Here is a 23,705-nt window from a genome sequence, read left to right as displayed (position 1 = left end):
CCGTTCCGCCTACCCGAAATCGGGGTATGCCACTTGCGGGCGCGCTAACTTAGAAATCACATGGCGCAAGAGCAATTGAAAAGCTTGTCTTTGGACACGCAGTTCACGCCGGCCGGGCAACGCTCCGACGACAACTTTGGATTGAGCATCGGGACCGTCCGAGAACGGCGTCGAATTATTCGACACGGTGCTCTGGTGAGGAAGAAGATATGACCGATAAGAAGATCCGCTGGGGCATTATTGGCCCGGGCAGCATTGCGAAGGCGTTTCGCGGCGGCCTGAACGACAGCCAGCATGGCGAGTTGGCGGCCATTGCCACGCGCAACCCGGACCGGCCGGGCCTCAAGGACAGCTTTCCCGAAGCCCGAATCGTGCACGGATATGAGGCGCTACTGGCGGACAACGAGATCGACGCGGTCTATATCGCTGTGCCCCATACCGGCCACGCCGAATGGGCGATCAAGGCCGCTGAGGCGGGCAAGCACGTGCTGGTGGAAAAGCCGTTCGCGCTGTCCGCCCATGAGGCGGACGCCGTGTTCCATGCCCATCGCAAGGCCGGTACATTCGCGGGCGAGGCGTTCATGTATCGCGTGCATCCGCAGGCGGCCAAGCTGATCGAACTGATTCAGTCCGGTGTCATTGGCGACGTTCGGATGATCCAGTCGAGCTTTGGCTTCTCGATGGGCAAGTTTCAACCCGAGCATCGATTGTTTGCATCCGCGCTGGCCGGTGGCGGCATCATGGATGTCGGCTGCTACCCGGTATCCATGGCGCGGCTGATTGCCGGGGCGGCGATGGGCAAGCCCTTTGCCGACCCGGTAAAGGTCTCCGGCGCTGCCACGCTCAATGCCGAAGGCACCGATGACCGGGCTGCGGCCATGCTCAGCTTCGAGAACGGCATCGTGGCGCAGGTCAGTTGCGCGGTGATGGCAAATCTCGACAATGTGCTGCGGATTCATGGCTCTGATGGGCGCATCGAGGTCCCCGATTTCTGGTTCGCCAATGGCGACCGCGACCAGGGACTGGGCCGCATCGACATCATCAAGGGGGGCCAGACCGAAACCATCAGCGTCGGGGCCGAACCGCATCTCTATTCCTATGAGGCGGAAACCGCCTCGCTGGCCATTCTCGCCGGCAAGACCGAGTTCGATGCACCTGGGATGAGCTGGAACGACACGCTGGGCAATCTTCGGGTGCTGGACAAATGGCGGGCCGATGCCGGTATCGAATTCTCGGTCGAGAAATCCGCAAACCGCGTCCATACACTGGACAACCGCCCGCTTGGCGCCAATCAGGGCATCATCCCCAAGCGCAGCATTCCGGGTCTGGAAAAGCAGGCCTCTGCGGTGGCGCTGGGCTTTGAAGATTTCAAGACCTTCTCGTCGGGCGCAATCCTGCTGGACGCCTTCTGGGAGAAGGGCGGAAATATCTTCGATACCGCCTTCATCTATGGCGGTGGCTACACCGAAAAGCTCTGGGGCGAATGGCAGAAACGGAGCGGCGTGCGTGAGCAGGCGGTGCTGATCGGCAAGGGCGCACATTCCCCGCTCGTCTATCCCGATGTGATCGCCAAGCAGCTTACCCAGTCGCTCGACCGGCTGCAGACCGATTATGTCGACATCTATTTCATGCACCGCGACAATCTCGATGTGCCGGTGGGCGAGTTCGTTGATGCCATGGATGCGGAGGTGAAGGCCGGCCGCATTCGCGGGCCATATGGCGGGTCGAACTGGACCAAGGAGCGCATGGACGAGGCGATCGCCTATGCCAGGGCCAATGGCAAGACCGCCCCTCAGGCGCTGAGCAATAATTTCGCCCTGGCCGAAATGCTCGACCCGATCTGGGCCGGATGCGTCACCGCGGCGACACCAGACTTCAAACAATGGCTGATCGACCGGCAAGTGACCAATTTCTCCTGGTCGAGCCAGGCGCGCGGCTTCTTCACCGACTTTGCCGGCCGGGACAAGCGCGACAATGAGGAGCTGGTGCGCTGCTGGTACAATGACCAGAATTTCGGCCGCCGCGACCGGGCGATCGCATTGGGCAAGGAGCTCGGCCATTCGCCGATCCATGTCGCCCTGGCCTATGTGCTGGCGCAGCCTTTCCCCAGCGTGCCGCTGATCGGACCGCGCCGGCTGATCGAGCTGGAAGACAGCCTCAAGGCCTTCGAGATCAAGCTGACGCCCGAACAGGTGCGCTGGCTGGAACAGGGCTGAGATACGAAAAAGGCCCCGGAGCGATCCGGGGCCTTTGCTCAGCCTTCTGCGAATTGGGCGATGGGTGTGGTTTTGGCGAGGTGAACCATGCGCAGCGCGGCCAGCCAGGCCAGCACCGCGAAGCCCACGGCCATGACGAACAATGGAATTATGGCGACAAGGATTTCGGCTTTGCCACTGGCCTGGGCATAGCCCGCCGCGTTCGCGGCGACACCAGCCAGAGCCGCGCCCAGCGCATTGCCTGCGGACTGGGTGGTCGGCAACAGGGCCGATGTCCGGTCTCGCTCTGCGTCCGTGCTGGCTTCCATGATGGTGAGCATGATGTAGCCATTGGAGATGCCAAACCCCATGCCGATGGCAAACTGGCCGACGATCAGGACCGGTAGCTGACTGGTTTCCAATGCGAACAGGACCGCGCTCAGGCCAAGCGCCAGAAGCACAGGACCGGTGCGGATCAGGATGCGCCGGGTGGCGCGTTTGCGCACATTGGCCACGGTCACCGATGAGCAGCTCCAGCCAATGGCCATGACCGCACCAAGGGCCGCAGCCAAGGTCGGGCCATACCCCCAGAGCTGCTGCAACAGCAGGACCAGATAAACTGCCGTGGCCGCGCCGGCGATCGGCATAAGCAGGAAGAGCCAGAGGCCCGAACCAACGGCGGTCTTGAGCGAAAACGCGTCCGGCGGCATCAGGCGCTCTGTGCTGCGCCGGTCCATCCAGACGGCAGCCACCAGGGCAATGGCTGCGCCCAGCAGGAGCAGGGTTGCCGAAGCGGGCGGGACGATGGCCGCAATCGCCACCAGCATGGTACCAGCGCCAATGGCGCCGAGGCGCAGACCCGGAAAGCCCGATGATCCGACGATCCTCTGACTGGCGGGCACCACCAGGAGCACCATGACCCCGAAGATCAGAACCAGCGGCACGTTGATGAGAAAGGCGGCACGCCAGGAAATCAACTCTGTCAGGGCCCCAGCTCCGGCGGGACCGCCAAAGGCCGCAACGGCCCAGACAACGGCCTGCATGCCGAAAACCTTGGGCACGAGGCGGCTGGGAAACAGTTCTGGAATAAGCGCAAAGCAGAGGGCCGCAACGACACCTTCGCCAAAGCCCTGGACGGCGCGCCCGACCAAAACCTGAGGCATTGACCCAGCGCTGGCGGCGATCAGCGTGCCTACCAGAAAGACGCTGGCCAGCCCGATCAAGGCCACGCGGGAACCGAGCCGCCGCTTGATCAGGGCTGCAGCGGCACCGCCGACAATGGCAAAGACCAGATAGAGCGTGGTGGCCCAGGAAATCACCTCAATGCCGCCCAGCTCCTGGACCGCCGAAGGCAATGCAGTGGCCGAGAGGAAGACGTTGAAGGCAAAGAGCGAGACGCCCAGCGCCAGGATCGTGGTGACCGAAAGGTAGCGAGGCCCAAAAATCTCGGCCCACCGGCCGTCGACAGTGTCAGACATAACGGATTCCAATTAAACAAGTTACTTCTTGTTTAATTGAATCCATGGCGATAGCCAACAGCTTTGTAGGCCGCATCTGTCAGGCGCGGATTTGCGCCCGCGCCCAGGCGAGAATGTCAGTGCTGGACATGGCACCCGACACCCGGCCCACCTCCCTGCCCTTGTCGAACAGGATCATGGTGGGGATGCCGCGAATACCGATGCGGCTGGAGAATTCCTGGTTCTGATCTGAGTTGAGCTTGAGGAAGCGCATCTCAGGCTGGGCCTGTTTCGCGGCGGCCTCGAATTGTGGCCCCATGATCCGGCACGGGCCGCACCAGGGCGCCCAGACATCAACCAATATTGGCAGTGAGGAGCGCTTGATCTGCCGATCCAGGTTCTGCCCTGTCACCTCGGCTGGTCCATCCCCGAACAGGGGCTGGCCGCAACTGCCGCATTTTCCGGCCAGCGCGTCGCGGCCGTCAGGCAATCGGTTGGTCGCCCCGCACTGGGCGCAGACAATGTGTTGCATCTTTAAGTCCTGCTATCGATCAGAAGGGCCGGCCAGCGTCGCACTCGTCGCCATCACACCACCCCGCCAATATGATATGGGTGGGGAGCCACCGAATTCACGCAATTTGCCGCAGCGCCAGAGGCAACACCTTGATCTGGGTCATTCGGCAGACGGGTTCTTGCGAACAGATTTTTCCTGTTGTTCGGGAAACGCGCACAGTTACACTCTTGTGCTTACTTGCGCCCGGCGACCGCTTGCCCTAGATGTGCTGGTGCAGGTTCGCCTGCATTGTTCTCAGGGCGGGGTGTAATTCCCCACCGGCGGTAAAGGCAGCGACGCCAAGCCCGCGAGCGCTCCCAAGGAACGGGAGGTCAGCAGATCCGGTGTAACTCCGGAGCCGACGGTCATAGTCCGGATGAAAGAGAACGGGACCAAACGCCTTTGCCGGCGTGCGCGGCTATTTGGCCGCGCTCATTCTGGCATGTCGTCTCCCGTAACCCTGAGGAAACTGGTTACGGAAAGGACGACAGATGAGCCAGATTTCCTCTACTTCACGTAGCGCCGCAACGTCGGGTGCCCTCTTCATGCTGGTGGCGAGTATCGCCTTTGCCGGCACCAATACGCTGCAATCGATTTTGCCTACGCCGATCGAGTATGGCGGCTTTGGGATGAGTTCGACCGGAATGGCCTTCTGGCAATATCTGATTGCCTCGGTCCTGGCCTTGCCGCTGATCCTGAGGATTGGGCTCTCCAATCTCAAGACCCGCCACCCGCTTGCCCATGAAGTTCGCGCCTTTGTCTCGGCGCTGGGCGTGCATGTATTTGTCTATGGCTTCGCCTCGGGCGTGCCGATCTGGCAGATGGTGACGTTGCTGGCAACTGGACCGCTTTTCATTGTCCTTGGCTCTACCCTGTTTCTTGGTGAGCGCGCCTCCACGGCACGGATTGTGGCGGCTCTGGCAGGATTTGTCGGCGCCATAATCGTTTCGGGTGTCGGAACCGAAAGCCTTGGCTGGCAGGCCCTGATCCCGATCACTGCCGCCGCACTTTGGGCTGGCACCGACGTTCTGACCAAATATCTGACACGCCAGGGCGAAAGCCCGGAAACCCTGACGGTTTCCCTTCTGGTGCTGATGACGCCAAACCATCTGGCCATCCTGCTGGTGGCCAATGCACTTTCCGGCGTTCTTCCCACCGCCATGGCACCGGGCTTCCCATTCGCCCTGCCGGACATGACCGGCTTGTGGCTATTGCTGCTGCTCGGCGCTCTCACTGCGGCGGCGCAATATCTGTTGGCCTTCGCCTACCGGGCCGCTGATGCGGTCTATCTGCAGCCCTTCGGCGATCTGAAAGTGCCGTTGAGCGGCCTGGTCGGTTGGGTTGCCCTCGGCCAGGTGCCTTCGATCTGGTTCTGGCCCGGCGCCGCCCTGATCGTGGGCGCTTCGGTGTTCATCTACTGGATCGAAAACCGCCAGGAGCCGGCCTCGCTGCAACCCGCTTAGGTCCTCCTTCCGCGATCCATCAAGGGCAGGACGGTCCACCGCCCTGCCCTTTTTGTTGCAGGGCGCGGCAAATTGTTCCAAAAATGGAACAGGCATTCCATGAGGATCAGATGACCGCCCAACTCCCGCCACGCGACTTCGAAAGCCTGCGTGCTGCCATTGTCGAGATGCGCGCAACCTTGCCCAAGCGGCTGATGCAGGTGGCCGGCTATGCCCTGGAACGTCCCGACGACATGGCCTTCGGGACGACAGCCAGTATCGCGCAAGCCGCACAGGTTCAGCCCTCAACCCTAGTGCGCTTTGCACAACACTTCGGATTTGACGGCTTTTCGGGCCTGCAGCAATTGTTCCGGGAAAGGCTGAAAGAGCGCAATGGCAGCTATGAGGACCGGTTGCGCCATCTCGAATCGGGTGGTGTGGCGGACACCGAAGGCGTTGCCATTCTCAACGGCTTTGTGGCAGCCGGTCATGACAGCCTGGACACGCTGGCCGATACAATTGACGCTGCAGCACTTGAGCGGGCCATAAGCATCCTCGCGCGCGCCGAGACCATCTACCTGATTGCACGGCGCCGCAGTTTTCCCATTGTCACCTATATGGCCTATGCCTTTGGCAAGCTAAAAGTGCCCTGCCGGGTGGTCAGCACCGCCATCGGCAATGACGATGATCTGTTGGCGCAGGCCAGCGCGGCCGACGCAGCGTTTGCTGTCAGTTTCTCGCCCTATGCGGCCGAAAGCGCAGCACAGGCACAGGCGCTAAGCGAGCGCGGCATTGCGGTGGTCGGACTGACCGACTCGGCCCTTTCCCCACTCGCAGCTAGTGCTGCAGTCTGGTTTGAACTGGTCGAGGCCGATCATGCCGGCTTTCGCTCGCTATCGGCTAGCATGGCCTTGGCCATGGCGCTGACCGTGGGCGTTGCAGAGCGGCGCCGGCAAGCCTGACGCAGCAGAGCCCGACATTCCATGAATGGAACAAACATTCTATCTTGAGAACCTGCGGAACTTGTGTTTCATTGATGAGGTCACCGCAACGGAGTTCTCGCCTTGTCCCTCGCCACTGACCAGATCCCGGACCGCTCTCTTGATGTCATCACCATTGGGCGCGCATCAGTGGACCTGTATGGGCAACAGATCGGGACGCGGCTCGAAGACGTAGGCAGCTTTGCCAAATCGGTTGGTGGATGCCCCACGAATATTGCCGTCGGCACGGCGCGACTGGGTCTCAAATCTGCGCTGATTACCCGGGTCGGCGACGAACAGATGGGACGCTTCATTCGCGAGCAACTCGCCCGCGAGGGAGTAGAGACTGGCGGGATCGTGACGGACCCGGAGCGCCTGACCGCCCTGGTCCTGCTCTCAGTGGAGAACGACAAGTCCTTTCCTCTGATCTTTTACCGCGACAACTGCGCCGATGCGGCACTCGAGGACAGCGATATCGACTCCGATTTTATCCGCTCGGCGCGGGCCGTGCTGGTAACGGGCACCCATTTTGCCAAGCCACACAGTGACAAAGCCCAGCGCAAGGCCATGCGGATTGCACGGGGCAGCGGCGCCAAGGTTGTATTCGATATCGACTACCGGCCCAATCTCTGGGGACTTGCCGGGCACGACGCCGGCGACAGCCGCTATATCGCTTCCGATACGGTTTCGGCACATCTCAAGACGGTGCTGCCCGAGTGCGATCTGATCGTGGGAACCGAAGAAGAGGTGCTCATTGCCTCTGGTGCCAGTGATCTTGAAACTGCGCTCAGGACGATCCGGAGCCTGTCCTCCGCCGTGATCGTCCTGAAGCGCGGCCCCATGGGCTGCATTGTCTATGACGAGGCCATTCCCGACGATCTCGAAGACGGGATCGTCGGCAAAGGGTTTCCCATCGAAGTCTATAATGTGCTTGGCGCAGGCGACGCCTTCATGAGCGGTTTCCTGCGCGGATGGCTGCGGGGCGAGAGCCACCAGACAAGCGCCACATGGGCCAATGCTTGCGGGGCCTTTGCCGTGAGCCGCCTGCTCTGTGCACCAGAGATCCCCACCTGGGACGAGCTGCAGTATTTCCTGGAACGGGGCAGCCCCGAGAAGGCCCTGCGCAAGGATGAAGCTATCAATCATGTCCACTGGGCCACAACCCGGCGGCGCGAGATACCCAAGCTGATGGCGCTGGCCATCGACCATCGCAGTCAGCTCGAGGACCTGGCAGGCGGCGACCCGCACAAGCTAGCCCGGCTGCCGCATTTAAAGGTTCTGGCGGTCAAAGCGGCGGCCCGGGTGGCCGATGGGCGCGATGGGTTCGGCATGTTGCTCGACGACAAATATGGCCGTGACGCGCTTTATGCCGCCGGCACGCTGCCCAATTTCTGGATCGCCAGGCCCATCGAATTGCCCGGTTCACGGCCGCTGCAGTTCGAATTTACGCAGGATCTCGGCTCGCGCCTGATCGACTGGCCGGTGGACCATTGCATCAAGGTGCTGTGCTTCTTCCATCCCGATGATGGCCAGGACCTGCGAGATGAACAGATCGGCAAGTTGCGTTCGGCTTTTGATGCGGCGCGCAAGATTGGTCGTGAATTGCTGGTCGAAGTCATTGCGTCCAAGCATGGACAGACCAATGATGACACGCTGGCCCGGGCACTGACCGAAATTTACGATGCCGGCATCAAGCCGGACTGGTGGAAGCTCGAGCCGCAAAAGAGCGAAGCGGCCTGGGCCGCCATTGATGGTGTCATCGAAACGCGCGACCCTTACTGTCGCGGCGTGGTGATGCTGGGCCTCGACGCGCCACAGGATGAACTGGCCGCAGGTTTCGCCGCTGCAAAGTCGGCGCGGAGTGTCAGGGGCTTTGCCGTGGGGCGGACGATCTTCGGTGAGGTCGCGCGCGACTGGCTGAATAACAAGATGAGCGACGAAGAGGCCGTGGCCGAGATGGCCAAAAGGTTCGGCGCGCTGGTAGAGATTTGGGAGCGGCCATGAGCCAGAATACAATCCGATTGACGATGGCGCAGGCCGTTGCGCGTTTCCTGAGCGTGCAGAAAACGGTGATCGATGGCGAGACTGTGCCGATCTTTGGCGGCGTCTGGGCCATTTTCGGGCACGGCAATGTAGCCGGGGTCGGCGAGGCGCTGCATGGCATCAAAGATGCATTGCCAACCTATCGTGGCCAGAACGAGCAGAGCATGGCGCATGCCGCCATCGCCTATGCAAAGGCCAATTTCCGGCGCCGATTCATGGCCTGCACCAGTTCCATCGGGCCCGGCGCACTCAACATGGTGACGGCGGCAGCGCTGGCTCATGTCAACCGCATCCCCGTTCTGCTGCTGCCCGGCGACGTGTTTGCCAATCGCCTGCCGGACCCGGTCTTGCAGCAGGTCGAGGATTTTGGCGATGGCACTGTTTCGGCCAATGACTGTTTCAAGCCGGTGAGCCGCTACTTCGACCGCATCACGCGCCCCGAGCAGATCATGCCCGCGCTGCGACGGGCCATGCAGGTGCTGACCGATCCCGCGGAATGCGGGCCAGTGACGCTGAGCCTTTGCCAGGACGTGCAGGCGGAAGCCTATGACTATCCGGAAAGTTTCTTTGCCGAAAAGGTCTGGAGCCCGCGCAGGATCATGCCGGATGCCGACGAGTTCGCGACCGCAGCAGCCGCGCTGAAACTGGCGAAGAAGCCGGTGATCATCGCTGGTGGCGGTGTGCTCTATTCACAAGCCAGTGAGAGCCTGGCGGCCTTTGCCGAGGCGCACGGCATTCCCGTGATGGAAACGCAGGCGGGAAAAAGCGCCCTGCCCCATGACCATGACCTCAATATGGGCAGCGTTGGCGTGACCGGCACATCGGCGTCCAATGCACTGGCAGAAGAGGCCGACGTGGTGCTGGCCGTCGGCACGCGGCTGCAGGACTTCACCACCGGGTCCTGGGCGCTGTTCAAGAACGAGGACCTCAAAATCATCGGTCTCAATGTCCAGGTGTTTGACGCCATGAAACACAATGCGCTGCCCATGGTGGCCGATGCGCGTGTGGGGCTGGAAGCTTTGGATGCGGCCCTTTTGGGTTGGCAGGTTGATTCCGCCTGGACCAGCAAGGCCTTGCGGGAAAAGGAAGATTGGCTGGGCGCGGCAGACGCGGCGCTGGCGGCCTCGAATGTGGAACTGCCCTCGGATGCCCAGGTCATCGGCGCAGTGCTGCGGGGCCGGGACAAGGCCACCCTGGTGTGTGCTGCCGGCGGCCTGCCAGGTGAGCTGCACAAGTTGTGGCGGGCCGATGCGCCGGGCAGCTACCATCTCGAATATGGCTTTTCGACCATGGGCTACGAAATTGCCGCCGGGCTTGGCGTCGCCCTGGCGAAGCCGGATACGGACACCGTCGTGATGGTTGGTGACGGCTCCTATCTGATGATGAATTCGGAGATCGTCAGTGCCGTCATGCTCGGCGTCAAGCTGACCATCGTGGTGCTCGACAATTCCGGCTATGGCTGCATCAACAGGCTGCAAATGGCCACCGGCGGGGCAAACTTCAACAATCTGTTCCGCGACACCCGTCACCAGACCATGCCCAATGTTGACTTTGCCGCCCATGCCGCATCGATGGGGGCCAATGCGAAGAATGTTGCCTCGCTGGCCGAACTGGAAACTGCGCTCAAAGAGAGCAAGGACCATGCAGGCGTGTCGGTTCTTGTCATCGACACCGACCCGCTGATCACCACGGACGAGGGTGGCCATTGGTGGGATGTCGCGGTGCCGGAAGTCAGCACGCGACCCCAGGTCAATGCGGCGCGGGACGCCTATGTGAAGGCGCTCAAGGCGCAGCGGGCCGGGTAGGAGAACAAAATGAAAGCCAAGCTTGGCATGTCGCCCATTGCGTGGTGGAACGACGATCTTGTCGAACTGAGCGACGATGTTTCGCTCGAAGAATGCCTGCGGCAGTCCCGCTCGGCGGGGTTTACCGGCATGGAGAAGGGGCGTCGCTTTCCCGATGATCCCCGGGTGATGCTGCCCATTCTCAAGGCGGCTGACGTGACGCTGTGCGGTGGCTGGTTCTCCGGCACGCTGGTGGATGAAGACCTGTCCGTCAACAAGGACCGCATCGCGCCGATGATCGAGTTGTTCAAGGCGGTCAACGCCCCCTGCATTGTCTATGGCGAGGTGGGTCGCTCGATCCAGGGCAAGCGCGATGTGCCGCTGGCGCAGAAACCCAAGCTTTCGGATGACGAAATGGCGGCCTATGCGCGCAAGGTCACCACATTTGGCGAATGGTGCGCCGAGCAGGGCATGCCGCTGAGCTATCACCACCATATGGGCGCCGTGGTCGAGACCGAGGCCGAGCTTGACGCCTTCATGGCAGCGTCCGGGCCGGGCATTCCACTCCTGCTCGATGCCGGGCATCTGGTTTTTGCCGGTGGTGACGTCTTGCGGGCCATCGACAGACACCACGCACGGATCAACCATGTGCATGTCAAGGACATCCGCCAGGCGGTAGTCGACGGTCTGGATCGCAGCCGGCAGAGCTTTCTCGATGCGGTGGCGCTTGGGGCCTTCACCGTGCCAGGTGATGGGTCGCTTGATTTTGGCGCCATCGTGCAGCGGCTGGCCGATCATGGTTATGAAGGCTGGTTCGTGGTCGAGGCCGAGCAAGATCCGGTTCAGAACCCACCGCTCAAGATGGCGCAGGTTGGGCATGCCGAACTGATGCGCGTGATGGCGGCCGCTGGCTACACCGTCGAGACCCAGGGCTTTCCAAAAGGGTGAGTCTTTTGAAGGGGCTGTGCTAAAGCCTTGCCGAAGTGAATCAATCGGGAGGCGGAAATGGCCCTCAAAGAAAACGACCTCAAATGGTTCCGCCCGATGTGGCGGCGCGTGGCGGTCGCCGTGTTCCTTGCGCTCTGGCTGGGCTGGGAACTGCTGTTCACCCAGGACATGTTCTGGGCCATCCTCGTTGGCGCGGCGCTGGCTTATGTGGGCTGGAACTTCTTTTACAAATTCCCCAAGGAGGAGAACGAAAATGAGCAAGTCCCCCCTCCTCGTCCGGCCGACGAGCAAGACCGGCAGGATCCATGACGTCACGCCGGATAGGGCTGGCTGGAGCCATGTCGGTTTCGGCCTGCACAGGCTGGCGCCGGGCCAAGCCTATGGCGAGGAAACCGGCGAGCGCGAGGTTTGCCTGGTGCTGGTCAGCGGCAAGGGCCGCTTTGCCGTCGATGGCGAGGATTTCGGCGAACTGGGCGAGCGCATGAGCCCCTTTGAGGGTGCGCCGCACGCGCTCTATGTGCCCGCGGGGCGGCATTGGGCAGTCGATGCGACGACCGATCTGGAACTGGCTGTCTGCTCGGCGCCAGGTGGCGGAGACTATCATGCCAAGGTGATCACACCCGGAACCCATCCGCGTGTCACGCGCGGTACAGGCGCCAATGTGCGACATGTCTATAATATCATGCCCGAGGATGATGGGGCCGCCAATGCGCTGCTGGTGGTGGAGGTCATCACGCCACAGGGGAACACCTCATCCTACCCGCCGCACAAGCATGACCAGGACAACCTTCCGCACGAAAGCCAGTTGGAAGAGACCTATTATCACCGCATGAACCCGCCGCAGGGCTTCGCCTTCCAGCGTGTCTATACTGATGACCGAAGCCTGGACGAAGCCATGGCGATCGAGGACGGCGACGTGACACTGGTGCCGCGCGGTTATCACCCCGTGGCAACAACTGCGGGGTATGACCTCTATTATCTCAACGTCATGGCAGGGCCCAAGCGTGTGTGGAAGTTCCACAATGCGCCCGAGCATGAATGGATGCTGAAGTAGCGCCGCCGCTCAGACGTGCTGGTCGAACAAGATGACATTGCCATCCGGGTCGGTGACCGAAAAATTCGCCGGCCCGGAAGATTGCGGATCAATCTCGGTGCCGACATCGATGCCGCTTGATTTGAGCGACTGCTGGATTTTCCGGATATCGGTGAAATCGGGTAGTTGCTCGGAGTCGGCATTCCAACCCGGGTTGAAGGTCAGGATGTTCTTGTCAAACATCCCTTGAAACAGCCCGACAACGTGGTCACCATTCTTCATGATGAGCCAGTTTTGTGCCTCTTCGCCCATGATCGCTGAGAAGCCAAGCTTCTCATAGAAGCTGCGCGAGGCGGCAATGTCCTTGACGGCGAGGCTGACGGAAAAGGCACCGAGTTGCATTGGACGCTCCCTTGTCTTGCTCGCAAAGACTAGGGAGGTCGGCTGGTGGTCGCAAGGCCGGCGGCCTACCGACCCTGGAACACGGAGCGATCAGCCAGCGGGCCAGTTATTTCGCTTACCTTGACCGACCGGCCTTCGGCCACCGACTTCAACGCCGCCTCGGCCAGAGCGAGGGCAATGAGCCCGTCGGCGCCACTCGGTGCGGCCGGAGACTTTGATTCAACGCAATCTATGAAGTGGCTGATTTCGCGGGCATAAGCCTCTGTGTAGCGGGTCATGAAAAAGTCATGCAGCGGCGGCCGTGTATAGCCCTCTGCATTGGCTATCTCGATGGAAACCGGGCGCTGGTTCTCTGCAGCGACGGCGCCCTTCGAGCCATGGACTTCGATGCGCTGGTCATAGCCATAAGTGGCGCGGCGCGAATTCGAAATGGTGGCATGCCTGCCCGATGCCGTCGCCAGCATGATCGAGGCACTGTCGAAGTCGCCGGCTTCGCCAATCGCCTTGTCCACCAGAACCGAAGCCTGGGCGGAGACGGTTTCGATCTCTTCGCCCAGCAGGAAGCGGGCCATATCGAAATCGTGGATGGTCATGTCGCGGAAAATGCCGCCGGAGCGCTTCACATAGTCGGCCGGCGGCGCACCGGGATCGCGGGAGATGATCGTGACCATCTCGACGTCACCGATCTGGCCATCGGCAATGGCCTGTTTTGCCGCCTGGAAATGTGGATCGAAGCGCCGGTTGAACCCGACCATCAGCGTCGCGCCGGTTTCATCGACGACCCGGAGACAGGCCTTCACCCGCTCGACGTCGAGATCAATGGGCTTTTCGCAGAAGATGGCCTTGCCGGCCCGGGCGAAGCGTTCGATCAGATCGGCATGAGTATCGGTCGGTGTACAGATAATGACCGCATCGATGTCCGACGCCGTCTCGATGGCTTCGATCGTGCGCACCTGGGCGTCGTATTGCCCGGCCAATGCCGAGGCGGCATCGGGCATGGCGTCGGCAACGGCGATCAGTTCGGCCCGCCCGTTCGAAGAAATGGCCTTGGCGTGTACTTTTCCAATGCGACCTGCCCCGAGCAGGCCAAAACGAATGGTCATCGCGAACAGACTCCAGCAATCAACGAGCCGATCAGCGGCCCAATCTTGCGGAACAGATAGTCCATTTTTCGAGCTAGCGAAACAGAAATTCCAGGACTTTCAATGCTCGCGCGCGCGCTCCAGCAACCGCTTGCACTCAAGCAGTTCGCGCAGCACTTCGGAGAGCTTGTCGCGCGACTCCTGATCCAGCGCAGGGCTGGCCAACATCTGGGCGTCTTCCAGTTCCGCCTCATCGCCCGCGGCCTCGGCCTGCTCGATCATGGGCAGAATTTCGTCCAGTCCCTTGCCCTCGCCAACGGCGATGACGTACCGGGGCCCCTGATCCTTGAGGATCTTCTGCACGCCCTTGATGGTGAAACCCTGATCGTAAAGCAGATGGCGGATACCACGGAGCAGCATCACGTCTTCGGGGCGATAATAGCGCCGCCCACCGCCGCGCTTGAGCGGCTTGATGGTATTGAAACGGGTTTCCCAGAATCGCAAAACGTGCTGCGGGAGATCGAGCTCTTCAGCAGCCTCAGAGATGGTACGGAACGCGTCTGGCGACTTGTCCAAACCGCGATTCTCCCTGCCCACGGCAACGCGCTTGTTGCAGTTTCGCCCTTACCAGCCGGGCCTTTCGGAGAACCAAAACGCTCTTCGACCAGGCGCGTAAAAGCCTTACTTTCCAGCGCTGACCATAGACTTGTTGATCTTGGACTTCAACACATTGGAGGGTTTGAACACAAGAACCTGCCGCGGCAGGATGGGGACCTCCTCGCCAGTCTTTGGGTTGCGGCCGATCCTTTCGTTCTTGGAGCGGACCTGGAAGGAGCCGAAGGAGGAGAGCTTGACGTTGGAGCCCGTCACAAGAGCGTCCGATATCAGTTCGAGGACGCGCTCCACCAGTTCCGCTGACTCTGTTCGAGAGAGCCCGACCGAACCATAGACCGCTTCGGCAAGATCCGCCCGCGTAACCGTCTTCTGCGTCATTCGCGCCCCCAAGTTGCAGCGGGTTCGGACTTCCCAGCAGGCGCCATGGCAAAACCCATGTCACCAGACACCAATGCAACCGCCGGAGCTGCATCGCCGTACGGGATCCCTTCCCCAGAATGACGCCGCCGCACGATCTCGTCGTTTGCGTCAGCGCCGGTTTCCTCCACCCTAGAAGAACACTAACGCCTTGAAACGCTTGAGGTCAATGCGGTTAACGGGACTACCAGCGAATGAGCGATGCGCCCCAGGTGAAGCCGCCGCCCATGGCCTCGAGCATGACCAGATCACCTTGTTTGATGCGCCCATCGGCAACGGCCACGCTCAAAGCCAAGGGCACGGAGGCCGCGGAGGTGTTGGCGTGCATATCGACGGTAATAATGACCTTCTCAGGTGGCAGGCCAAGCTTGGCCCCTGCCCCGTCGATAATGCGCTTGTTGGCCTGGTGGGGCACGAACCAGTCGAGATCGGCCACCGTGTAGCCCGCTTGTTCAAGCGTGGCGTAGACCACGTCGGTGATCTTGCCTACGGCGTGGCGGAAGACTTCCGGCCCCTGCATGTGCACGTGGCCCGTGGTGCCGGTGGTCGAGGGCCCTCCATCGACATAGAGCTTGTCCCAATGGCGGCCATCTGAGCGCAGGGCCGAACTGAGCACGCCGCGTTCAGGCTGACCCTCGGCCAGATCGATACGCTCCATGACCACTGCGCCAGCCCCATCGCCGAACAGCACGCAGGTGGTGCGATCCGTCCAGTCAAGCAGGCGCGAAAAGGTCTCGGCGCCGATCACCAGCACCCGGCGGGCCATGCCGTTCTTGATATAGCTGTCCGCCGTGGCTACGGCATAGACGAAGCCAGAGCAGACCGCCTGGATATCGAAGGCAAAGCCGTGATGCATGCCCAGCTTCATCTGCACCAGGGTGGCGGCGCTGGGAAAGGTATAGTCGGGTGTCGTGGTGGCAACGATTATGAGGTCGATGTCCTCGATCGCAAAGCCGGCATTGTCGAGTGCTGCCCGCGCCGCAGCGGCGGCCAGGTCGGAGGTAAATTCACCCTCAGCTGCGATATGGCGTTCCTTGATACCGACGCGCTGCTGAATCCATTCGTCGGACGTATCGACGGTTTTGGCCAATTCTTCATTGGTGACGGTCCTGGCTGGCAAATAGCTGCCAACCCCACGAATGACGGAACGGATTGAGCTGGTCACGCCGATTTGGCCTCGGTCTCGGTTGGCAGGTTGGGGTCTGCCTTGTGGATGGGAAAACGATGCATGGTGTCGCCAATCTTGTCCATCAGGCGGCTGCGCGCCATCTCGTAGGACAGGCCCAGCGCACTCTTGTAGCCGATCTCGTCAGTGCCACCATGGGACTTGATGACAATGCCATTGAGACCCATGAACACGCCGCCGTTAACGGTACGCGGATCCATCTTGCGGCGCAGGGCATTGAGGGCAGACGACGCAAACAGGGCGCCGATGCGGCTCATCAAAGTCGCCTTGAGCGATTGGCGCAGATAGCTGGCAACCTGACGCGCGGTGCCTTCAGCGGTCTTGAGGGCAATATTGCCGACAAACCCCTCTGTGACCACCACATCCACCGTGCCCTTGCCAATGTCGTCGCCCTCGACAAAGCCGTGATAGGTAAAGCCGGCGCCGCTTGCTTCGGAGAGAATTTTGCCGGCTTCCTTGATGTAGTCGAGCCCCTTCACCTCCTCGGTGCCGACATTGAGCAGGCCGACCGTAGGCGATTCGGAATCGAAAAGGGCCCGGGCGAGGGCGGATCCCAGGATGGTGTAATCCACTAATTGCTGGGCATCGGCGCCGATAGTAGCACCCATGTCGAGAACGATGATGTCGGAGCGCAGGGTGGGCCAGATCGCCGCAATGCCGGGGCGCGAAATGCCCTTCATAGGCCGCAGGCAGAAGGTGGCCATCGCCATCAGGGCGCCGGTATTGCCCCCGGAAATGGCGACATCGGCTTCCTTGTCCTTGACCGCCTGAATAGCCATCCACATGGACGAGATGCCCTTGCCCTTGCGCAGGGCCTGGCTCGGCTTCTCGTCCATGGCAATCACGGTCTCGCAATGCCTAACGGTGGAAACCGGCTTGAGGGCCGGGAATTCTTCAAGCAGAGGGTCGATCTGCTCCTTCAGGCCATGAAAGATAAAGCGCGTGTTCTTGCGCTCCTTGAGGGCCAAGTGAGCGCCATGAATAACGGCACGCGGAGCGTGATCGCCGCCCATGGCATCCACGGAAATCGTAATAGAATCGGTCATTTCAGCCCGTTTTTCGGCCCGCTTTGGCAGGCAAGCAAACATATCCCATCAACGGGTCGGCGCAAGCCCTGGAAGGGCAAGGCCTCATTTCTTGTCCCCGCCCTCATCCTTGAGGCGCGCCAGCTTGGCAAAGGGCCCCTCCTCCTCATCTCCAGTAGAAACCCCCAGAGACTCTAGAGTTTCATCAGGAAGTCGCGGATAAGGATCGAGCGCCAGCGCCAGGGTTTCGAGCAACAATGCGCTCAAGTCGACCTCTGGCCCGTCGATGTGATCGGGAAAGTCGTCATTTTCAAGGTCGACGTAAATTTCGGCACCGGCAGCGGGCGCCTGCTTTTCGCGCGGCGCCGGCAGAAAGACGCGATCGATATCTTCGGAAATGGTCTCGGCAACGGGCTCGAAGCTGACGACCGACGCTTGCGTCGCGTCCGCTTCCAGATGGCCCAGTGCGCGCAGGCCGCCCCGCAGCGGGGTGACCGTCAGGCTCGCCGTGAAACGCTCCACCGAGAGAATGTTCATGGCCTCGGCAATGGCCTGGCGCTCCGTTTCGTCCGCGTCGACGGCGATAGAGCGGCCGCCGGCCGGCAATTTGTCGATCCTGACAACGGCATCGAAAATGGGCTCTTCAGGGCGGGTCATGCGGCGGCCTCGAATCGAATCGAGCCTGCCGTGATCGCGTCTATGGGCTGGGTCGCCAGCTCCGCATCGCGATCAAAGACATAATCGGCCAGGGCCCGCAGCTCCGGCGTATCCTGGCCATCAAAAACATTGCGCGCCAGAACGCTGGCCAGCGCGTCGGCGTCATTGCGATCCATCGCTTCGTTCAAGGCGGCGAGCAGACCAAAGAAGATATTGCCCATCTTCTGAATCTTCTTCGGCACACCGAGGTCCGAGACACCCATTTCGCGCAGCGAGCGGTCCATATCCTTGAAAAACAGGTCGAATACCGCCTGGCTGAATTCTCGCGACCCGTCAGGCCCGTTGCGCAGGCGCCGGAACAACAGCGCCATATGCAGGCTGATCATGTCGAACCGCCCGGTCACAGTGTCGGGCACACCCCACTGGGCGTAGAAGACCGGCCGCCGGGATTGCGCCACAATGGAATTGTACACGGCGTAAACCGGCTCGGTAGCAGTCTTCTTGCGGAACAAGGACATGATCATGGGATTGCGCTCGGCGTCGGTATCGGTCAAACACGGGGCAGATCGGGGTGCCGGATCATTGCCAGCTTGCCAGACGGCCAAGTTGACAGCTACACATTCCGGCGGCCAATGGGCACGCGCCCAAGTGTCACGCCTATAGTCGACAGCCATCGGGAAAGTCAAATTCATGCCTCTGCGAATTGCAAAAGCCTCCGTTGCCGCGGCCGTACTGGCCGTTGCGCTCGCCGGCTGCACCAGCAGCACCTCGCTGATCTCCAAGCGAACCCAGGGCTATGAAATTCCCGACTCGGCACTGCAGCAGATCCGGCCCGGCCAGAGCCAGCAATTGGTCACATTGGTGCTGGGTTCGCCCCAGACCACCAATACTTTTGGTGATCGCACCGCTTGGTACTATGTGGAAACCAAGGTGAACCAGACTTCGTTCGGCATGACCATGATCGAGGAACGCACGGTTCTGGCCATCTATTTCGACCGCAACAAGAAGGTCATCGAACGCGCCGTCTATGCGCTTGAGGACGGCAAGGCGGTCAATATCGAAACGCGCCGCACGCCTTCGTTCGGCGAGGATGCGACCTTTATCGACTCCATCCTGTCCTCGTTCTAGGTCAAGCAGAGTCCTGACGTCCGAAGCCCCGGTTCACCGGGGCTTTTTTCTTTGCGTCAGGCGCGCGCCTGACGCAGGGCGCCGAAACCGAGCAACAATATGGTCAGTGTCGCCACGGGAATGGCCAGCAGGTTGATCGATTCCCAGCCCACGAATTGCAGCAGGAAGCCCGAGCTGAGCGATGCGATGGCGCTGGAGCCGAACACCACTTGTTCGTTGACCGCCTGGACACGACCGGCCTCCTGCGGCCGATAGCTGGTCGCCAGCATGGCCGTCGACCCGATGAAGCCGAAGTTCCAGCCTACGCCCAATAGAATGAGGGTGATGGTGAAATGGGCAACTGTGATGCCATTGAGAGCGATCACCGCGCAGGCGATGATCAGCAGCAGGCCGATGGCGGTGACCAGATTGGCGCCGATGCGCTTGATGATGGCGCCGGTGACAAAGCTTGGCGCGAACATGGCCACGACGTGCCATTGAATAGCCCCGGCCGCGTCGGTGGGAGGGTGACCGCAGAGATGCACCATGGCCAGGGGCGCTGCGACCATGATCAGCGTCATCAGCGCATAGCTGAGCGCGGCGCCGAGCATCGGCAAGACGATTTCCGGCTGACACAGCAACACCGAAAGCGGCCGTCCCTTGTCTTCTGTGGCCCCGGGGGCATGGGTCGGTGCCAAGCGGGTACCGGCGAGCACCAGCACCGAGAGCAGCGAGATCACGCCGATCACCATGAAGCTGGCGGCATATTCTGCCCCCGGAATCCAGCCAATGCTCAGGGCGCTCAATTGCGGCCCAAGGAAGCCTGCGGCAACGCCGCCGAACATGACCCAGGAAATCGCCTGGCTTTTGAATTCGGGGGCGACGCTGTCAGCGGCGGCAAAGCGCACCTGCTGCATGAAGGCGCCCGACATTCCCACGAGGAACAGGCCAGCGGCAAAGAGATAGAACTGCCCGAGTATCACCGCCAGCGTGGCGACTATAGAGGCGGGAATGCCGATGGCTGCGCCCAGCATCAGGCCGCGTGTTCGCCCAAGGCGATAGATCACCATCGTCGCGGTCGAGGTGGTCAGCGCCAGGCCGACAATCATGGCCGTCACCGGCAGCGTCACGGCGGACCGGTCGGGAGCAAAATTAACGGCTGCCAGAGCCGCGACCGACATGATGATAGAGGAACTCGAGCCACCAAGAGCCTGGACGGCCGAGAGCAGACCGATATTGCGGATGGATTGGCTGCGGCTGTCAGGCATTGAAAGACATCCTTGGTGGGCGGCGGCGGACGGTGCGCCCCGCCGCCAGAGGCGTCAATGCCGATTGGTTCAGTTCATGTCCACGCCCGCGGAACGGGCGATGGAATCCAGCGCTGCGTTGACAAGGCCGGATGCGTCATCCTCATAAAAGGCGCGGGCAATGTCGACGTACTCAGTGATGACCACGCGCGCCGGAATGTCCTTGCGGCGAAGCAGCTCGAAGGCGGCAGCGCGCAGAATGGCGCGCAGGGTGGCGTCGACGCGCTCGATCGGCCAACCTTCGGCCAGGGCCTTGTCGACCGAGGGGTCGATCTCAAGCTGATGCTTGGCGACCCCGGTGACAATCTGGCGGAAGAAATCGGCGTCGGCGGGAAGATATTGCTCACCCTCGATTTCGCGGCCGAGATGGAACGAACCAAACTGTGCCAGCGTATCTTCGAGCGTCGCCCGGCCGATATCCATCTGGTAGAGCGCCTGGACGGCAGCTAGGCGGGCGGCGCCGCGCTGATTGGCAGGGCGTGGGGCGCCGGGATCGCGTTTGGGATGGTCGGTCATCTAGCTGTTCAGTTTCACTTTCACACTGGATAAGGCCAGTGCGGCTCGCGCCGCATCCCCGCCTCGGTCCTGATCGTTCACATCGGCCCGCATCCGGGCCTGTGCTTCGTTTTCCACCGTCAGAATGCCGATGCCAAGAGGCAAAGCATCAACAACGGCCAATTCGGCCAGCGCCCTGATGCTCTCATTGGCCACTGACACGTAATGGTTGGTCTGGCCGCGAATAACACAGCCCAGCGCCACATAGCCGTCGAAGCGTCCAGTTTCAATCGCCATTGCCATGGCCACGGGCACTTCCATGGCACTGGGCACAGCAATTGTTTCATGGAGCGCGCCAGCCTGTTCCAGCGCTGCGATGGCGCCGCGCTTCATTTCATCGGCAATGTCGGGATAGGCACGCCCCTCCACAATGAGGAAGCGCAGTCCCCTGCCCGCATCTGCAGGCAGCGGAAATCGCACACCGTAGGAATCCATGATCTACCTCCCTCTAGGCGTCACTGGGAGACGCAAGGGAGATCATAACGCAATTGGAGAACGCCCGGCAGTTTTACCGCAAGGGGCGATGAACGAATCGTTTTGCTGGCCCAATAGGGCCGCGCTCAAACATCGTCCTCCGACAGGGTAGCGCTGCTCTCTTCCAGGTTCGCCAAGAAGGAACGGAAATCGTTCGCGGCAGAGAAATTCTTGTAAACGCTGGCGAAGCGCACAAAGGCCACGTCATCAAGGCCCTTGAGACCTTCCATGACATATTCGCCGATCTGATCGGATGTCACCTCGACATCGCCCAAGCTTTCGAGCTGGCGGACAATGCCGGAGATCATCCGCTCGACCTTTTCAGGCTCCACCGACCGCTTGCGCAAGGCGGTATTGACCGAGCGCGCCAACTTTTCGCGGTCGAAGGGCACTTTGCGCCCCGTCTTCTTGACTACTGTGAGGTCACGAAGCTGCACGCGTTCAAAGGTGGTGAAGCGCCCGCCACAGCCATTGCAGACCCGGCGGCGGCGGATAGCGCCCGAATCTTCGGTCGGGCGGCTATCCTTCACTTGGGTATCGTCATTGCCACAATAGGGGCAGCGCATGGCGGGCCTTCTGGTTGTTATCCGTAGATCGGGAAGCGATCGGTGAGCGTCTTCACCTTGGCACGGACTTGGGCCTCTACAGCACCGTTGTTGTCGTCACCATTGGTCTTGAGGCCATCGAGCACCTCGATGATGAGTTCACCGATGAGCTGGAATTCCGCCTCGCCAAAGCCGCGCGAAGTACCGGCGGGCGTCCCGAGGCGTACACCAGAGGTGATGGCGGGCTTTTCCGGATCGAACGGCACGGCGTTCTTGTTGCACGTGATGTGGGCCCGCTCCAGCGCCTTTTCGGTTGCCTTGCCGGTCAGGCCCTTGGGCCGGAGATCGACCAACATCAGATGGTTGTCGGTGCCGCCCGAAACAATGTCGACCCCGCCCTTGACCAACGTATCGGCCAGCACCTTGGCATTGGCCACAACCTGGCTGGCATAGGCCTTGAACTCGGGCGAGAGCGCTTCCTTGAAGGCAACGGCCTTGGCGGCGATGACATGCATCAGCGGCCCACCCTGGATGCCAGGGAAAATGGCAGAGTTGATCTTCTTGGCGATCGCCTCGTCATTGGTGAGGATCAGGCCGCCGCGGGGACCGCGCAGGGTCTTGTGCGTGGTGGTGCTGGCCACATGGGCATGCGGGAACGGGCTGGGATAGACGCCACCAGCGACCAGGCCAGCGACATGGGCCATGTCGACAAAGAGGATGGCGCCGACTTCATCGGCAATGGCGCGGAACTCGGCCCAGTCCATGATGCGCGAATAGGCCGAAAAGCCAGCCACAATCATCTTGGGCTTGTGCTCGTGTGCAAGAGCGCGGACCTGATCCATGTCAACGCGGCCGTCCTGCTGGCGCAGACCGTACTGAATGGCGTTGAACCACTTGCCCGACTGGTTGGGTTTGGCCCCGTGGGTCAGGTGACCACCGGCGTCGAGTGACATGCCCAGAATGGTGTCGCCGGGCTGAATCAGCGCCTGATAGACACCCTGATTGGCCTGGGAGCCGGAATTAGGCTGCACATTGGCAAATTCCACGCCGAACAACTGTTTGGCGCGCTCGATCGCCAGGGTTTCGGCGACGTCGACATATTGGCAGCCGCCATAGTAGCGCTTGCCCGGATAGCCCTCGGCATATTTGTTGGTCAGGACCGACCCCTGAGCCTCGAGCACGGCCTGGGACACGATGTTCTCCGAGGCGATCAGCTCGATCTCGTTCTGCTGACGACCCAGCTCGTCCTGTATGGCCTTGGCCAGCTCCGGATCGGTCTGGGCAACCGACGCAGAAAAGAAGTTCGGGAACAGGGGCAAAGACGTGGCGGCGCTCATCGGGCGGTTACCTCGTTGACGATCGAGTGGGTCGGCGTGGGAAGGGCTTTATCACGTGACAAATCGCGATTCCAAGGCCAGTAATAATGTGTGGATAGGATTGAGAAACGCATGGGGCTCCCCTGGTTGCGGTTGGGTGCCCAGGCGAGCGGCTCTTGCAAAGGTTCGCGTTCCCCGATGGTTCCCCATCTCTTCTCGCCAGTCGCGCGAACGCTCCTGTTATGCCGCAGCGGGGAAACGAGGGAAAGGAAAAAGTATCCGGCTCAGGCAAATTTGCCGGAGACTGGCGCTGGCGCAGCCGTCCCCTGCTCCAGCTTGCGTTTGAGCTTGGCCATGGCAACGCGCTGCATCTGCAACTTGGTGGCGTTGAGCGGCGTGATGACAACAACTTCGGTGCCGGTCGCCTCGTCAATCGCGGCAACGCGCATTTGTTGTCCCATCTGGACAAACTCAAACAGAACGTCGCCCGCGCTCATGCCACCTCACTTCCGGACCAATCATAGCGGAGTCGCTTGCTATTCAAAAGCCGTGGCCCGATGCCATGCGCCGGGCCACACTATT

The 23,705-nt window shown here is 61.3% G+C and carries 25 protein-coding genes and 2 riboswitches; of the genes, 9 read left to right on the top strand and 16 right to left on the bottom strand.

All coding sequences use genetic code 11. The features are described 5' to 3' along the window. The first annotated feature begins 209 nt into the window (after positions 1 to 209). A complete protein-coding gene (locus tag DDE76_RS09015; RefSeq protein WP_104894594.1) occupies positions 210 to 2,216 on the top strand; it encodes an aldo/keto reductase in 2,007 nt (668 codons plus the stop codon). Positions 2,217 to 2,254: 38 nt separating this feature from the next. Here DDE76_RS09015 and DDE76_RS09010 read toward each other — a convergent pair whose 3' ends face one another. Both DDE76_RS09010 and trxC read right to left on the bottom strand, forming a co-directional pair. After that, complete coding sequence (locus tag DDE76_RS09010) at positions 2,255 to 3,673, bottom strand: MFS transporter (RefSeq protein WP_104894595.1); 1,419 nt, start codon at positions 3,671 to 3,673, stop codon at positions 2,255 to 2,257. A 79-nt stretch (positions 3,674 to 3,752) separates the two neighbouring features. Beyond that, entirely contained in the window at positions 3,753 to 4,184 is a 432-nt protein-coding gene (trxC, locus tag DDE76_RS09005) for a thioredoxin TrxC (RefSeq protein ID WP_104894596.1), read from the bottom strand. Positions 4,185 to 4,452: 268 nt separating this feature from the next. Continuing rightward, positions 4,453 to 4,597: riboswitch (FMN riboswitch) on the top strand. Between the two features lie 99 nt (positions 4,598 to 4,696). Between trxC and DDE76_RS09000 the strand changes: the two genes are divergently transcribed. From DDE76_RS09000 to iolB, 7 genes are all read left to right on the top strand, one after another. After that, a complete protein-coding gene (locus DDE76_RS09000) occupies positions 4,697 to 5,668 on the top strand; it encodes a DMT family transporter (RefSeq protein ID WP_104894597.1) in 972 nt (323 codons plus the stop codon). Between the two features lie 110 nt (positions 5,669 to 5,778). Continuing rightward, positions 5,779 to 6,609 (top strand): MurR/RpiR family transcriptional regulator, encoded by an 831-nt coding sequence (locus DDE76_RS08995; RefSeq protein ID WP_104895059.1) that lies wholly within the window; start codon positions 5,779 to 5,781, stop codon positions 6,607 to 6,609. 102 nt (positions 6,610 to 6,711) lie between these two features. Then, a complete protein-coding gene (locus tag DDE76_RS08990; protein WP_104894598.1) occupies positions 6,712 to 8,631 on the top strand; it encodes a bifunctional 5-dehydro-2-deoxygluconokinase/5-dehydro-2-deoxyphosphogluconate aldolase in 1,920 nt (639 codons plus the stop codon). Beyond that, positions 8,628 to 10,475 (top strand): 3D-(3,5/4)-trihydroxycyclohexane-1,2-dione acylhydrolase (decyclizing), encoded by a 1,848-nt coding sequence (iolD, locus tag DDE76_RS08985; RefSeq protein ID WP_104894599.1) that lies wholly within the window; start codon positions 8,628 to 8,630, stop codon positions 10,473 to 10,475. The genes DDE76_RS08990 and iolD overlap by 4 nt, the downstream gene beginning before the upstream one ends. 9 nt (positions 10,476 to 10,484) lie before the next feature. Beyond that, complete coding sequence (gene iolE, locus DDE76_RS08980) at positions 10,485 to 11,402, top strand: myo-inosose-2 dehydratase (RefSeq protein WP_104894600.1); 918 nt, start codon at positions 10,485 to 10,487, stop codon at positions 11,400 to 11,402. Positions 11,403 to 11,459: 57 nt separating this feature from the next. Further along, positions 11,460 to 11,711, top strand: coding sequence for a hypothetical protein (locus tag DDE76_RS08975; RefSeq protein WP_104894601.1), 252 nt, complete (start codon positions 11,460 to 11,462; stop codon positions 11,709 to 11,711). Continuing rightward, a complete protein-coding gene (gene iolB / locus DDE76_RS08970; protein ID WP_104894602.1) occupies positions 11,656 to 12,456 on the top strand; it encodes a 5-deoxy-glucuronate isomerase in 801 nt (266 codons plus the stop codon). The genes DDE76_RS08975 and iolB overlap by 56 nt, the downstream gene beginning before the upstream one ends. 9 nt (positions 12,457 to 12,465) lie before the next feature. Here iolB and DDE76_RS08965 read toward each other — a convergent pair whose 3' ends face one another. From DDE76_RS08965 to DDE76_RS08930, 8 genes are all read right to left on the bottom strand, one after another. After that, entirely contained in the window at positions 12,466 to 12,837 is a 372-nt protein-coding gene (locus tag DDE76_RS08965) for a VOC family protein (RefSeq protein WP_104894603.1), read from the bottom strand. 65 nt (positions 12,838 to 12,902) lie between these two features. Next, on the bottom strand, positions 12,903 to 13,940 hold the full coding sequence (gene iolG / locus DDE76_RS08960) for an inositol 2-dehydrogenase (protein ID WP_104894604.1): 1,038 nt from the start codon (positions 13,938 to 13,940) through the stop codon (positions 12,903 to 12,905). Between the two features lie 99 nt (positions 13,941 to 14,039). Next, entirely contained in the window at positions 14,040 to 14,495 is a 456-nt protein-coding gene (locus DDE76_RS08955; protein ID WP_104894605.1) for a MerR family transcriptional regulator, read from the bottom strand. Between the two features lie 105 nt (positions 14,496 to 14,600). Beyond that, the gene (locus DDE76_RS08950) at positions 14,601 to 14,912 is read right to left on the bottom strand and encodes an integration host factor subunit alpha (protein WP_104894606.1); all 312 of its coding nucleotides are present in this window, start codon (positions 14,910 to 14,912) and stop codon (positions 14,601 to 14,603) included. 223 nt (positions 14,913 to 15,135) lie between these two features. Next, positions 15,136 to 16,116: a beta-ketoacyl-ACP synthase III gene (locus DDE76_RS08945; RefSeq protein ID WP_245891854.1), complete on the bottom strand. Its 981-nt coding sequence runs from the start codon at positions 16,114 to 16,116 to the stop codon at positions 15,136 to 15,138. Further along, positions 16,113 to 17,183, bottom strand: coding sequence for a phosphate acyltransferase PlsX (gene plsX / locus DDE76_RS08940; protein WP_104895061.1), 1,071 nt, complete (start codon positions 17,181 to 17,183; stop codon positions 16,113 to 16,115). The genes DDE76_RS08945 and plsX overlap by 4 nt, the downstream gene beginning before the upstream one ends. A gap of 84 nt (positions 17,184 to 17,267) precedes the next feature. Then, on the bottom strand, positions 17,268 to 17,819 hold the full coding sequence (locus tag DDE76_RS08935; RefSeq protein ID WP_104894607.1) for a YceD family protein: 552 nt from the start codon (positions 17,817 to 17,819) through the stop codon (positions 17,268 to 17,270). Beyond that, a complete protein-coding gene (locus tag DDE76_RS08930) occupies positions 17,816 to 18,373 on the bottom strand; it encodes a ubiquinol-cytochrome C chaperone family protein (protein ID WP_157955727.1) in 558 nt (185 codons plus the stop codon). The genes DDE76_RS08935 and DDE76_RS08930 overlap by 4 nt, the downstream gene beginning before the upstream one ends. Before the next feature lie 136 nt (positions 18,374 to 18,509). Here DDE76_RS08930 and DDE76_RS08925 point away from each other — a divergent pair, with 136 nt between their 5' ends. Beyond that, positions 18,510 to 18,947: an outer membrane protein assembly factor BamE gene (locus DDE76_RS08925; protein ID WP_104894609.1), complete on the top strand. Its 438-nt coding sequence runs from the start codon at positions 18,510 to 18,512 to the stop codon at positions 18,945 to 18,947. 56 nt (positions 18,948 to 19,003) lie between these two features. Here DDE76_RS08925 and DDE76_RS08920 read toward each other — a convergent pair whose 3' ends face one another. From DDE76_RS08920 to DDE76_RS08895, 6 genes are all read right to left on the bottom strand, one after another. Then, positions 19,004 to 20,194 (bottom strand): MFS transporter, encoded by a 1,191-nt coding sequence (locus tag DDE76_RS08920; RefSeq protein WP_104894610.1) that lies wholly within the window; start codon positions 20,192 to 20,194, stop codon positions 19,004 to 19,006. Between the two features lie 69 nt (positions 20,195 to 20,263). Continuing rightward, the gene (gene nusB, locus DDE76_RS08915) at positions 20,264 to 20,749 is read right to left on the bottom strand and encodes a transcription antitermination factor NusB (protein ID WP_104894611.1); all 486 of its coding nucleotides are present in this window, start codon (positions 20,747 to 20,749) and stop codon (positions 20,264 to 20,266) included. Further along, positions 20,750 to 21,223: a 6,7-dimethyl-8-ribityllumazine synthase gene (ribH, locus tag DDE76_RS08910; protein WP_104894612.1), complete on the bottom strand. Its 474-nt coding sequence runs from the start codon at positions 21,221 to 21,223 to the stop codon at positions 20,750 to 20,752. 125 nt (positions 21,224 to 21,348) lie between these two features. Further along, positions 21,349 to 21,828 carry a transcriptional regulator NrdR gene (nrdR, locus tag DDE76_RS08905; protein ID WP_104894613.1) on the bottom strand — a complete coding sequence of 160 codons (480 nt, stop codon included), beginning with the start codon at positions 21,826 to 21,828 and terminating at the stop codon, positions 21,349 to 21,351. A gap of 17 nt (positions 21,829 to 21,845) precedes the next feature. After that, positions 21,846 to 23,144, bottom strand: coding sequence for a serine hydroxymethyltransferase (gene glyA, locus DDE76_RS08900; RefSeq protein WP_104894614.1), 1,299 nt, complete (start codon positions 23,142 to 23,144; stop codon positions 21,846 to 21,848). 131 nt (positions 23,145 to 23,275) lie between these two features. After that, positions 23,276 to 23,360: riboswitch (ZMP/ZTP riboswitch) on the bottom strand. 47 nt (positions 23,361 to 23,407) lie between these two features. Continuing rightward, positions 23,408 to 23,620: a DUF6898 family protein gene (locus tag DDE76_RS08895; protein ID WP_104894615.1), complete on the bottom strand. Its 213-nt coding sequence runs from the start codon at positions 23,618 to 23,620 to the stop codon at positions 23,408 to 23,410. Positions 23,621 to 23,705: the final 85 nt, after the last annotated feature.

It is taken from the genome of Devosia indica, from assembly GCF_003056405.1.
GTDB lineage: Bacteria > Pseudomonadota > Alphaproteobacteria > Rhizobiales > Devosiaceae > Devosia > Devosia indica.
Note: the sequence above shows the minus strand (reverse complement) of the source record. Positions and strands in the feature narration are given on the sequence as shown.